This is a genomic window from Parabacteroides sp. AF14-59, assembly GCF_003479515.1.
GTDB classification, from domain to species: Bacteria; Bacteroidota; Bacteroidia; order Bacteroidales; family Tannerellaceae; genus Parabacteroides; species Parabacteroides faecis.
The window spans coordinates 1-12,344 of the sequence record NZ_QUHH01000026.1; the positions used below are offsets into that span (position 1 = coordinate 1).

Here is a 12,344-nt window from a genome sequence, read left to right on the forward strand (position 1 = left end):
ATTGTTTTTAGTAATAAATGTTTTATCTGTAAACTACTTTCAGTAAAGGTCAAAGTAGCAATACAAATATCCGTTTGATATATATTGAATGAAAGGTCTACAATTATCAAAAGAAAAGAACATATATGTGTTTTATTCGTTTGATATATATCAAACGAATAAACGTTTGTGAACAAGCAAGTAATAGGGAGGAATATTTATATTGAATATCCGATATGAATAAGAAATGGAGATTGCTAAATTCCCTTTCGTATAAATAACGACTTTTGAAGGGAAAGAATCCTTTCAAATTCCTATCTTTGTGCAAGTTTTGTCATTTCCGGTCTGGGACTGACCAACATTGTTGTGCTCTCTGTTTATGAAAATAACTGAGATATATAGGAAAACACCAATTGAACAAATAGCATGAAACAGATTTTAGTTACCGGAGGAGCCGGATTTATTGGTTCTCATCTTTGTGAACGCCTGTTGAAAGACGGAAACAATGTGATTTGTATGGATAATTATTTTACAGGTCGTAAGCAAAATGTTGTTCATTTGTTGGACAACCCTTATTTTGAGATGGTGCGCCACGACGTGACGTTTCCGTATTATGTGGAGGTGGATGAGATTTATAACCTGGCATGTCCGGCATCCCCGATACATTATCAGTTCGATCCGGTGAGTACTACTAAAACATCTGTTATCGGTGCAATCAATATGCTTGGATTGGCAAAACGTACGAAAGCACGGATTCTTCAAGCGTCTACCAGTGAAGTTTATGGAGATCCGGTTGTTCATCCCCAGGAAGAAAGCTATTGGGGGAATGTGAATCCTATCGGCTTGCGTAGTTGTTACGATGAAGGAAAGCGTTGTGCGGAAACATTGTTTATGGACTATCATCGTCAAAATAAGGTAGACATTAAGATTATCCGTATTTTTAATACATATGGTCCGCGGATGCGTCCGGATGATGGCCGGGTTGTATCGAACTTTATCATGCAGGCATTGAAAGGGGAAGATATCACTATTTACGGGGATGGTATGCAGACACGTAGCTTTCAGTATGTGGACGACCTGATTGAAGGAATGGTGCGTATGATGGCATCTGAAAATTTCACAGGCCCTGTCAATTTGGGAAATCCGGGTGAATTCACCATGATCGAACTGGCAGAGATCATATTGAAGATGACGAACTCGAAGTCGAAAATTATATTTACACCTCTTCCTTCCGATGATCCGAAACAGCGCAAACCGAATATTACTTTAGCCAAAGAGAAGCTGAATGGCTGGGAACCGAAAGTACGTTTGGAAGAAGGTCTGATAGAGACTATTAAATATTTCAAGAGCCTTTAATTTTGCATTTTGATTATAAATTATGAAAATAGCGATAGTAGGAACGGGCTATGTAGGCCTGGTTACGGGGACCTGTTTTGCAGAAATGGGAACCGAAGTTTTTTGTGTAGATGTAAATACTGAAAAAATAGAGAACCTTAAACAAGGTATCATTCCTATCTATGAGCCTGGTCTGGAAGAAATGGTTCATCGTAACCAGCAAGCCGGGCGATTACAATTTACAACCGATCTTACCGAATGCCTGGACGACGTAGAGGTTTTGTTCAGTGCCGTTGGTACACCTCCTGACGAAGATGGTAGTGCTGACCTGAAGTATGTACTGGAAGTAGCCCGTACTGTCGGTCGTCATATCAAGAAACATATTCTGGTCGTAACGAAGAGTACGGTTCCTGTGGGAACTGCTAAAAAAGTGCGCCAGGCTATTCAGGAAGAGCTGGATAAACGGGGTGTGCAGGTTGAATTTGATGTTGCATCAAATCCTGAATTCCTGAAAGAAGGTGCGGCAATCAAGGACTTTATGAGTCCGGATCGTGTGGTTGTAGGTGTCGAATCTGAGCGTGCGGAAGAGTTGATGACTCGTCTGTACCGTCCTTTCCTTTTAAACAATTTCCGTGTAATTTTTATGGATGTTCCATCGGCAGAGATGACCAAATACGCAGCGAATGCGATGCTGGCTACCCGTATCAGTTTTATGAACGATATAGCCAATTTATGTGAGATCATCGGTGCGGATGTAAACATGGTTCGCAAAGGCATCGGTTCGGATAACCGTATCGGTAACCGTTTCCTGTATGCCGGCATTGGATATGGTGGTTCCTGCTTTCCTAAAGATGTGAAAGCATTGATCAATACGGCTAAACAGAATAAATACCCGATGCGTATCCTCCAGGCTGTAGAGGAAGTAAATGATGAACAGAAGTCTCTTTTATTCCGTAAGCTTGAAAAACATTTCGATGGTGACTTGAAAGGGAAACGTGTTGCTATTTGGGGATTAGCTTTTAAACCCGAAACAGACGATATGCGTGAGGCCCCATCTTTAGTCCTGATTGAAAAGTTACTGGCTGCGGGTTGTGAAGTGTATGCTTATGATCCGGTTGCAGTAGAAGAAGCAAAACGTCGTATTGGCGATGCGATCCATTATGCAAAAGACATTTATGATGCAGTTGTAGATGCCGATGCCCTGATGCTTGTAACGGAGTGGAAAGAATTCCGTATGCCATCATGGTCTGCAGTAAAGAAACTAATGGCTACTCCGCTCGTTCTTGACGGCCGTAATATTTACGATATCAAGGAAATGGAGGAGAATGGGTTTGTTTATCATTGCATAGGAAGATAATCGAAAAACAACTATCATACTATCATTTTTATGCCTGAAGGCTTAATCTATAAGCTCTCTGGGTATGATAGTTGTTCGTTTTATCTATCATTTATCTATCATAAACCCTCATTCAACTATCATTCTTAGCTGTTTTGTCGAAAAACAGGTCTCCCAAAGGCTTTAAAAAGAGTCTCACTTTTGCATATACATAGTCTTTTATTCGCAGAAGTAGTTACCTTTTAAGAGAAAGTAGTAGGGAAACTTAGCAGAGATACCCATTTTCACCTCTTTTACACCCCCATCTGATCGATACTGAGACCCGGGTGTGGAGGTGATTGAGATCCGGGTCTCAATGGATTTTTATAGTTATATATCTGAAAATAAACAATATACTGAGGGAGAAAAGATAACTGTTTTTATGATAGTATGATAGATGGATTAGTCACTATCATTGAAACTGTCATGCTCTGTATTAGTTGAATTTTATATCCAATAAGATGGTTTATGATAGTATGATAGTTGTTGCACAAATTTTTATGATGAAATTGTATTTTTCAATAGGTCGTATATGATTTCATAATCATGGCGGAAGAAACATTAAAAGATAAGACGGCTAAAGGGCTTTTTTGGGGAGGAATTAGTACATTCTTTCAGCAAATAATAGGAATGGTCTTGGGGATTTTTATAATGCGCATCCTTAATCCGGGAGATTATGGCTTGATGGCTATGCTTGGTATTTTTAGTGCTGTTGCTAATACAATTATGGATAGTGGTTTTACAACGGCATTGATAAATAAAAAAACTATTCGACATGAAGACTACAATGCAGTATTTTGGTTTAGTGCATTTTGCGGAATAATTATTTATGTGATTTTATTTTTTTCTGCTCCTCTTATTGCAGAATTTTATAATCAACCGGTTCTTCTTAATCTTTCCCGTGTATTGTTTTTAAGCTTCTTGATTTCGAGTTTAGGTATTGCTCATAATGCTATTTTATTTAAGAAACTCAAGGTTAAACAGAGAGGAATTGTTGATATAGTTGCCGTTTTTGTTTCGGGGGTTGTTGGATTGATATTCGCGTTATTAGGATTTGCTTATTGGGCGTTGGCAATACAGTTGGTTACTCAATGTCTGGTTGCAACTTTATTACGTTGGTGTTTTTCAGGATGGCGGCCTACTTTCTCGTTTGATTTTTCTCCGATTAAAGAAATGTTTGGATTTAGTTCTAAGATATTATTTAACAATATATTGGGACAAGTGAATATGAATGTTTTTTCTGTATTGCTGGGTAAGTATTATACAGATACTGATACAGGCTATTATTCACAAGGAAACAAATGGATGATAATAGGGAATACAACGGTAAGTGGTATGATACAAGGGGTGGCTCAACCTGTTTTGGTTGAAGTCGTAGATGATAAAGAGCGACAAAAGAACGTTTTTAGGAAGATGTTGCGATTTGGTGCTTTTATTTCTTTTCCTACATTATTGGGGTTGGCTTTTGTTGCGAAAGAGTTTATCTTGCTTACAGTCGGAGAAAAATGGATTAACAGTGTTCCATATCTTCAAATTCTGACTATTGCATATTCTTTTAGTTTTATTACAAATCTGTATTGTAGTTTGTTGTTGACGCATGGTAAATCTAATGTTGTATTATATGGAAGTTCTATTATTTATGGATCAAATTTGATATTGGCTTTTTGTTTAGTTCCATACGGGATTTTTACTATGATAATTGGATGTTCTATATTAACTGTTTTTTCAAATCTCTTTTGGCATTTTTGTGCTAAAAGATTAATTGAGATTCGAACGATTGATTTATTAAAGGATATATCACCTTATTTTTCTCTTATAGTAATTTGTATTTTAATATCCTGGTTTGCAACTTTAAAGATAGAAAATTTATATATTTTGTTTTTCTCTAAGATTTTTATAGTAACCTTGCTTTATATCGCTATATTATGGAGAATGAAATCTGTTCTTTTGCGAGAAACTATTTTTTTTATTGGTAAAAGACGATTTTAGTAATCTTTTCTAGATAGAATAATCATTATGGCTGTTTTTATTGTAAATTTATATAGGAGTTTATTACCAAAAGAGATGCGATCTCGTATCTATAAATTGTTTTTAGGTGATATTCTTTTCTTTTTTCGTAATTTTAAAGAGTGTTTGCGATGCAAATGGTATCTTATTTATTATTTTTTTAGAAAACCTAAAAATGATCAGGAGAGAGCTTATCTATTATTAGGAAAAATGGGGGTCTCTCCATATCCTTATTTGTGGAGAAAAGAATATGAAAGAATTGATTATCCGAGTTATATAGATACAGAAAATGGTTTGCCTTATGTGTTACATAAGCAAAAACGCTTATATTTTAAAAGGAGTATGTCTGATATTGTATCTGATGTATACCGGTCATTGCTTATAGAACAAGATGAACGCTCTGCACATTGTTATATAAAATCTTATGATGAACTGAAGAACAAAGTTTTACTTGATATTGGTTCTGCAGAGGCTTATTTTGCATTGGAAATGATTGATATTGTTAAACATGTATATTTGTTTGAGTGTGATGAAGATTGGATAGAGGCTTTAAATGCTACTTTTAGACCTTGGTCCGATAAAGTGACAATTATTAGAAGTTATATAAGTGATGTTGATAATGGGGTAGATAGTATGACTTTAGATCACTTTTTTAGAGAGAAAAGTGCTGATAATCTTTTTATCAAAATGGATATCGAGGGGTATGAACGAAAGGCATTACAAGGGTGTAAAAAACTTTTGAGTAGTTTTAGAAATATTTCAGGTGCCATTTGCATATATCATCGGCATGACGATGAAGAAGTCATTGAAAAATATTTATGTAATAACGCATGTAGGACCTCAATACAGCCAGGATATTTATATTTTGAGAAAGAGATGAGGCATGCTGTATTACATTTTAGTCAAAATAGATAATAAGTAGTTTTGTTTTAATAATGGATTTGATTTCAATAATAACAATCAATTATAATTGTTACCTCGAAACAACAGAGTTCTTGGATTCTATAAGGAATAATTTAACCTGTAGAGGCTATAGTTATGAAATGATTGTTGTAGATAATGCCTCGACAACGGATGATGTAACGTTGTTGAAAAATAGATATTCTTGGGTCAAAGTTATCTCTAGCTCTCAAAACAGAGGATTCTCCGGAGGTAATAATTTAGGAATAGAGCATGCTTCTGGTAATTACTACTTGTTTATTAATAATGATGTTATCATAGATCATGATATAGTAATTCCACTGTTGAATAGATTTCGGCAAAGTGATAAAATAGGGGTTGTAACTCCTAAAATTTTAGATTTTGATACTTCCAGAATTATTTATGCTGGTTCAAAGCCGTTAGGTAAATTTTTAATTAGGATACATTACTATGATGATGAAGTTTCGGCATGTAAATCATTTCCTATACCTTATGCTCCAGGAACAGCTATGCTGGTAAAAAAAGAGGTTGTAGATAAAGTTGGATTTTGGCCTGAAATATATTTTCTTTATGAGGAGGAATTGGATTGGTGTCTGAGTATAGGTCGCCATGGGTATGAGATTTGGTATGATTCTAATGCATCTATATATCATAAAGGATCTATGACAACGGGGAAGAACAGTCCTTTAGTTCAATACTATACTACTCGAAATAGATTGTTGATTTTTAAACGCAATTTGAGAGGAAGGTATAAGTATTGTTCGATAATTTTTACACTAGGAGTATCAATACCTCAAAGATGTTTGAAATATTTTATAAATCAGCAATATAATTTATTGAGAGCAACGTTGTTAGGCGCTGTAGATTTTCTTTGTGGTACTTTTTATCAGCGATTAAAGTCATTTTGAACTTTATGAATACTAAGGTAAAATACTATATTATTAATTGCAGAAAGTTTGTAATGCAATTACTCTGTTTTAGGCAATTGTTATTTGCTAAAAGAATATTGAATTTGTTAGAGTCAAAAAAAGAAACATCAGAAAGCTTAAACTCATTTGTGAATTCTCGTTTAAATTTGATTCTTGATTCAGCGAAAAAGAATGCTTTATATTATAAAAGGAATAATGGCAATGGATTAATGGATTTACCTGTAGTCGATAAAAGCATTATTCGGGAGAATATGGATGATTTTATCAATGCAAAATGTCCATTTTATAATCGTTTTAGATTTAATACGGGAGGGAGTACAGGTGAGCCTTTTGTTTTTTATACTAATAGGCTGTCTGGTTATGTGGATGCTGCTCATCAGCGGTTTTTACATAAAAAAATAGGATATAAGCGAGGTGATAAGGTTTTTTCAATTGATGGGACTATCATTCCTGAAGATTTACAAAGTAAACATATTTATTGGATTAAGAGTGGTTCTTCTGACGCAGTGTTTGGTTCATATGCTTATTCTGCATTATCAATATCTTCAAAAAGTATTCCTTATATTTTAGAATCATTTGAACGTGAAAAGCCTGCTATATTAAGAGGTTATCCTAGCGCAATATGTGAAATAGCTGAGTTTATATTAAGTTCAGGTACTCAAATAGATTTTCAATTAAAGGGGATAGTTTTGACAGCAGAAAATATAATGGAGAAGCATGTACATTTGCTTAATGCAGCCTTTCATGCCCCAGTATATGGACAATATGGACATTCAGAGAAATGTATATTTGCTTATACTGAAGCTAACTCTTTGTCATATACATGTTCTTCCTATTATGGTTTTGTTGAAATATTGGATGAAAATAATAATCATGTTAAAATAGGTGAGGTTGGACGAATTACAGTATCCAGCTATTATAATAATGCAATGTATTTTTTAAGGTATGACACAGGTGATTTGGCTGAATATGGCGGTGTGGACAAAAATGGGAATATTATTTTTACAGCAATTATCGGGAGAAAACAAGATTTTATATATGATTTTGAGAAGAATCGAATTAATATAACAGCACTAATATTTGGTCAACATTTTCATGCGTTTGCGAATATTCTGAGGTGGCAGATAATTCAATCAGAATTGGGTAAAGTGGATATAAAAATAATAAAGAATAATTATTATACAGAAAAAGACGAATCAGAGATAAGGAATAAGTTCTTGTTAATGGGATTTGAGGTTGAGTTTTTTTACGTGGATGATATTGCATTAACTCCCCGCGGAAAATATAGATTGGTACAACAGAAGCTGAATATTTAATATGGCTCAAGAAAAAGATTTGTTGCGTTTGCTTTTTGTAGGGGATTTTTATTCTAATGATATTGAGAAAGTTAGTTTTTCGTCTGAGTTGGAGAGGGAGATAAATGCGAGTAATATTGTTTTTTGTAATTTTGAAGCTCCTATCAAAATTGATAATATAGCTACACAGAAAGTTGGTCCTTCTTTGGCACAATCTGTAAAAGCTCCTGATTTTCTTGAGAAAAAAGGATTTAATGTCATTGGTTTAGCAAATAATCATGTTGCTGATTTTGGACAAGAAGGGATTTTGCGAACAATGGAATCTTTTCAACATTCATTACTTCTTGGAGTTGGGACCTTTGAACAGGCATATTCCTTGAAAAAGGTGAAGATAGGAGAAAATACAATAGGTTTTTTAGCTTTTTGTCATTATGAATTTGGTATCCTGGATAATAGGGATGATAATAAAACTTTAGGATCTGCATGGATCAATCATCCATGTGTGGATAGTCTTATAGAGGAAAGTAAAAAAACGGTTGATTTGCTGATATTGGTAGCACATGCAGGTGTTGAAGATATTGATTTACCTTTACCTGAATGGCGAGAACGTTATAAATCTTTTATTCATTTAGGTGTAGATGCTGTAATAGGTATGCATCCTCATGTCCCACAAGGATGGGAGTTAATAAATGGAAAACCCATATTTTATAGCTTGGGTAATTTTTATTTTGATATGCATTCAGATATTCCGATGTGGAATAGAGGACTAGGCGTTGTGCTTGAATATAAAAACAATACTATTGTTAATATCAGTATTTTAAATTTGTTGAATGACGATGGGGTTATTAGAGTGGATAAATGTCCTGAGATTAATGAATATGTTAAAAGTTTGTCAGAACGGATATCCAATGGGTCATACATGAGTTCTCTCAATAATTTGGTTCTTGATTTGTGGGATAATGTTTATGAAAAGTACTTATTCATAGGAACTAATGGATTAACATTGAAATACGGATTGAATTTCTTTTTAAAACGGTTATATGGAGCATTATTTCGTAAAAAAGGAATGCCTTTATTTTTGTTAAATATATTTAGATGTGAAAGCCATAGATGGTTAATTCAGAGGGCTTTGGATTTAAAGAGTAAGATGCGATAAAACTTCTAGGATAAATGGTATGAAATATAATAAATTTGCCCCAATAGTTTTATTTGTTTATAATAGGCCAACACATGTACAGAAATTAATATCTTCTCTTAGATATAATGAGTATTTTCAATATAGTGATTTGATTGTTTACTCAGATGGAGCTAAGACTCCCGCTGATATTAATCTTGTACAACAAACGCGTACGTATATTAAATCTATTTTAGGTTTTAAAAGTGTAAGATTGATTGAACGTTCTACTAATTATGGACTTGCCAATAATATTATTGATGGGGTGACCTCTGTTATCAATGAATATGGGAAAGTTATTGTTTTGGAAGATGATTTAATCGTTTCATCATGTTTTCTTAAATATATGAATGATGCGTTGGACTTGTACGAGAATAAAGAAGATGTTTGTTGCATTCATGGATATGTTTATCCTGTAAAAAAGCCTTTGCCTGAGACCTTTTTCATCAAAGGTGCTGATTGCTGGGGGTGGGCTACTTGGAAACGTGGCTGGGATTTATTTTGTTCGGATGGAAAAGCTTTATTAGGAGAAATAGAGAAGCGAAACTTAAAGAAAGAGTTTGATTTTAGTAATTCCTATCCCTATTGTAGAATGCTAAAACATCAAATTGAAGGAAGGAATAATTCGTGGGCAGTTCGTTGGTATGCATCGGCATTCTTGCATAATAAGTTAACATTATATCCAGGCCGATCTTTGGTAAATCAAATAGGAATGGATGGAAGTGGTACTCATTGTAGTACTAATGAGATGTTTGATGTACCTTTGACTAATTCACCTATAGTACTTTCTAATATAGATATTCAAGAATCGAAGCAGGGAAGAGATGCTTTTATTTATTATTTTAGATATATAATGTTTTACTATAAAGTAAAGGCTAGACTGAAACGTATTTTCAAAATTAGTTGATATGCTTAATTTTTGTACCCTTTTTGACTCTGTTTATCTTTCAAGAGGTTTAGCGATGTATAATTCGTTAAGTCAACATTGTAAGGATTTCCATTTATATATATTTGCTTTTAATGATAAGTGCTATTCGATTTTACAGGCATTGCAGTTGAAGAATGTCACAGTAATTTCTTTGTCTGAGTTTGAAGATGAAGAATTGTTAAGGGTAAAACCGACTCGTACAAGAGCTGAATACTGCTGGACCTGTTCTTCTTCAACCATATTATATGTATTAGATCGTTATAATGTAGATCATTGTACGTATCTGGATTCAGATTTGTACTTTTTTTCATCACCTCAAGTCTTGCTGGACGAAATGGGAGAAAACTCAGTGCTGATAACTCCTCATCGATATACCCGGCAATATGACCAAAGTGTGAAGACAGGGATATATTGTGTACAGTTCGTTACCTTTAAAAATAATAGGCAAGGACGAACTGTTTTAGAATGGTGGCGTAATGCCTGTCTTGAATGGTGTTATGCTCGGTTTGAAGACGGACGTTTTGGAGATCAGAAATATCTGGATGATTGGCCTAATCGTTTTGAAGGAGTCTTTGTCTCTCAAAATTTAGGAGGTGGGGTTGCTCCCTGGAATATGCAACAATATAAGTTTGAACAGGAAGATGATAAGGTAATAGGTACTGAACTGAATACAAATAAAAAATTTTCAGTTATCTTTTTCCATTTTCACTCTTTTGTCTTTGTATCTCCAGACTTTTTTTCTCCACGCCCTTATTATGAAAGAAATGATTCATCAATTTTATTGCTCTTTAAACCATATGTGAAAGAAATAAAACAAATAAGAAGTAAATATCCTGTAATACAAACCTCTGAGTTATATTTGCATGGGTTGAAATATTATAAATATCTGCTTGAACTTTTGGTTCGTCGCGGATTAAGAGAAAAACATTATATTAAGTTGTTACATGAAAATTAAAATATGGCTCATATAATAGATTTAAAAACATTTACAGATAAGCGTGGAAATCTGACTGTGGTAGAAAAGGTATTACCGTTTGATATAAAACGAATATTTTATATATATGGCGTTGATGATTCTGTAAGAGGAGGACATCGCCATCATAAAACAGTACAGGCAGCTATTTGTTTGCAAGGACATTGTACGATATCCAATAATACAGGAGCGGAAAAACAAGAATTTGTATTGGATTCTCCGCACAAATGCCTGATCCTGGAACCTACGGATTGGCATATTATGCACCATTTTAGCAAAGATGCTATTTTAATGGTATTAGCCTCTGAATTTTTTGATTCGAACGATTATATTTATGAGCCTTATGATTGAATATGAGAGTTTAGGAAGATTGAATAAATCTTTCGAAGATGAATACATGCAGTGTTTTAGGGAATTACTGAATAGTGGTTGGTATATTCTTGGTAAACAAGTTGTTTCTTTTGAAGATGCTTTTGCACAATACTGTGGGGTAAAACATTGTATAGGAGTCGCTTCTGGGCTGGATGCTCTAATGTTGGCCTTGCGTAGTTATGATTTCCCGAAAGGTAGTGAAGTACTTGTCCCGTCAAATACTTATATAGCAACAATTTTGTCTATTCTTCAATGTGATCTTAAACCTGTTTTAGTAGAACCTGATATTCATACTTATAATATTGATCCTTTAAACATAGAGGAGAAAATAACGAAAAATACATGTGCTATCATGGTTGTCCATTTATATGGAAAAGCTTGTGATATGGGGAGTATCATGGGGATTGCTGATAAATATGCTTTACCTGTCATCGAAGATTGTGCACAGGCTCATGGTGCGATGTTTAAAGGACAGAAGGTCGGAACATTTGGAATAGGAGCTTTCTCTTTTTATCCAACTAAAAATTTAGGAGCTTTAGGTGATGCTGGTGCAATTACAACAAATGATTCTGATAAAAAAGAACTATTTAAAGCTTTGAGAAATTATGGTTCAAAGATTAAATATCAGAATGATTATATAGGTTATAATTCGCGTTTGGATGAAATTCAAGCATCATTGTTGAATGTAAAACTTAAATATTTGGATCGGATTAATTCACATAAAAGAGAATTGGCTGATATTTATTTGAAGGAACTAAAAGAGGATTTTATAAAACCGGTAGTTTCTCCTGATTATTTTGACGTATATCATATTTTTAATATACGTCATCCTAAAAGAGATGATTTGAAGGAATATCTTCTTAAAAATGGAATTAAAACAGATATTCATTATCCGATTCCCCCTCATAAACAAAAAGCGATGGAAGGTCTTTTTGAGGGTGAATATCCATTATCAGAAGAAATACATAAGACAACATTAAGTCTTCCTATATCATATGGGCATACTTTAGATGATGTTTCTAAAGTAATAGAAGTCTTAAATAAGTTTTAATAACA

Annotated in this window: 11 protein-coding genes; all 11 read left to right on the plus strand. The window is 33.9% G+C overall.

Going from position 1 to position 12,344, the window contains the following annotated elements:
- Positions 1-405 precede the first annotated feature (405 nt).
- The 11 genes from DWW23_RS21385 to DWW23_RS21435 all read left to right on the plus strand — a co-directional run bounded on the left by DWW23_RS21385 (position 406) and on the right by DWW23_RS21435 (position 12,339).
- Entirely contained in the window at positions 406-1,335 is a 930-nt protein-coding gene (locus tag DWW23_RS21385) for a UDP-glucuronic acid decarboxylase family protein (protein ID WP_122355992.1), read from the plus strand.
- A 22-nt stretch (positions 1,336-1,357) separates the two neighbouring features.
- Positions 1,358-2,671 carry a UDP-glucose/GDP-mannose dehydrogenase family protein gene (locus DWW23_RS21390; RefSeq protein WP_122355994.1) on the plus strand — a complete coding sequence of 438 codons (1,314 nt, stop codon included), beginning with the start codon at positions 1,358-1,360 and terminating at the stop codon, positions 2,669-2,671.
- Between the two features lie 564 nt (positions 2,672-3,235).
- A complete protein-coding gene (locus tag DWW23_RS21395) occupies positions 3,236-4,678 on the plus strand; it encodes a lipopolysaccharide biosynthesis protein (protein WP_122355996.1) in 1,443 nt (480 codons plus the stop codon).
- Positions 4,679-4,705: 27 nt separating this feature from the next.
- Entirely contained in the window at positions 4,706-5,611 is a 906-nt protein-coding gene (locus DWW23_RS21400) for an FkbM family methyltransferase (RefSeq protein ID WP_122355998.1), read from the plus strand.
- Positions 5,612-5,631: 20 nt separating this feature from the next.
- Positions 5,632-6,525: a glycosyltransferase family 2 protein gene (locus DWW23_RS21405; protein ID WP_122356000.1), complete on the plus strand. Its 894-nt coding sequence runs from the start codon at positions 5,632-5,634 to the stop codon at positions 6,523-6,525.
- Positions 6,526-6,629: 104 nt separating this feature from the next.
- Positions 6,630-7,862, plus strand: a complete 1,233-nt coding sequence (locus tag DWW23_RS21410) for a hypothetical protein (protein WP_158583220.1) — start codon at positions 6,630-6,632, stop codon at positions 7,860-7,862.
- A gap of 1 nt (position 7,863) precedes the next feature.
- Positions 7,864-8,997 carry a CapA family protein gene (locus DWW23_RS21415; protein ID WP_122356004.1) on the plus strand — a complete coding sequence of 378 codons (1,134 nt, stop codon included), beginning with the start codon at positions 7,864-7,866 and terminating at the stop codon, positions 8,995-8,997.
- Between the two features lie 19 nt (positions 8,998-9,016).
- Positions 9,017-9,922: a glycosyltransferase gene (locus tag DWW23_RS21420; RefSeq protein ID WP_122356006.1), complete on the plus strand. Its 906-nt coding sequence runs from the start codon at positions 9,017-9,019 to the stop codon at positions 9,920-9,922.
- A gap of 1 nt (position 9,923) precedes the next feature.
- Positions 9,924-10,898 carry a glycosyl transferase gene (locus tag DWW23_RS21425; protein ID WP_122356008.1) on the plus strand — a complete coding sequence of 325 codons (975 nt, stop codon included), beginning with the start codon at positions 9,924-9,926 and terminating at the stop codon, positions 10,896-10,898.
- Positions 10,899-10,901: 3 nt separating this feature from the next.
- Positions 10,902-11,267 carry an FdtA/QdtA family cupin domain-containing protein gene (locus tag DWW23_RS21430; RefSeq protein WP_122356010.1) on the plus strand — a complete coding sequence of 122 codons (366 nt, stop codon included), beginning with the start codon at positions 10,902-10,904 and terminating at the stop codon, positions 11,265-11,267.
- The gene (locus tag DWW23_RS21435; RefSeq protein WP_122356120.1) at positions 11,260-12,339 is read left to right on the plus strand and encodes a DegT/DnrJ/EryC1/StrS aminotransferase family protein; all 1,080 of its coding nucleotides are present in this window, start codon (positions 11,260-11,262) and stop codon (positions 12,337-12,339) included. The genes DWW23_RS21430 and DWW23_RS21435 overlap by 8 nt, the downstream gene beginning before the upstream one ends.
- The last annotated feature ends 5 nt before the right edge of the window (positions 12,340-12,344 follow it).

Bases quoted from the DNA above. Each gene is read 5' to 3' on its own strand.
- DWW23_RS21395 (WP_122355996.1), top strand. From the start codon at position 3,236: ATGGCGGAAGAAACATTAAAAGATAAGACGGCTAAAGGGCTTTTTTGG.
- DWW23_RS21435 (WP_122356120.1), top strand. From the start codon at position 11,260: ATGATTGAATATGAGAGTTTAGGAAGATTGAATAAATCTTTCGAAGAT.
- DWW23_RS21400 (WP_122355998.1), top strand. From the start codon at position 4,706: ATGGCTGTTTTTATTGTAAATTTATATAGGAGTTTATTACCAAAAGAG.
- DWW23_RS21405 (WP_122356000.1), top strand. From the start codon at position 5,632: ATGGATTTGATTTCAATAATAACAATCAATTATAATTGTTACCTCGAA.
- DWW23_RS21420 (WP_122356006.1), top strand. From the start codon at position 9,017: ATGAAATATAATAAATTTGCCCCAATAGTTTTATTTGTTTATAATAGG.
- DWW23_RS21390 (WP_122355994.1), top strand. From the start codon at position 1,358: ATGAAAATAGCGATAGTAGGAACGGGCTATGTAGGCCTGGTTACGGGG.
- DWW23_RS21415 (WP_122356004.1), top strand. From the start codon at position 7,864: ATGGCTCAAGAAAAAGATTTGTTGCGTTTGCTTTTTGTAGGGGATTTT.
- DWW23_RS21425 (WP_122356008.1), top strand. From the start codon at position 9,924: ATGCTTAATTTTTGTACCCTTTTTGACTCTGTTTATCTTTCAAGAGGT.
- DWW23_RS21430 (WP_122356010.1), top strand. From the start codon at position 10,902: ATGGCTCATATAATAGATTTAAAAACATTTACAGATAAGCGTGGAAAT.
- DWW23_RS21385 (WP_122355992.1), top strand. From the start codon at position 406: ATGAAACAGATTTTAGTTACCGGAGGAGCCGGATTTATTGGTTCTCAT.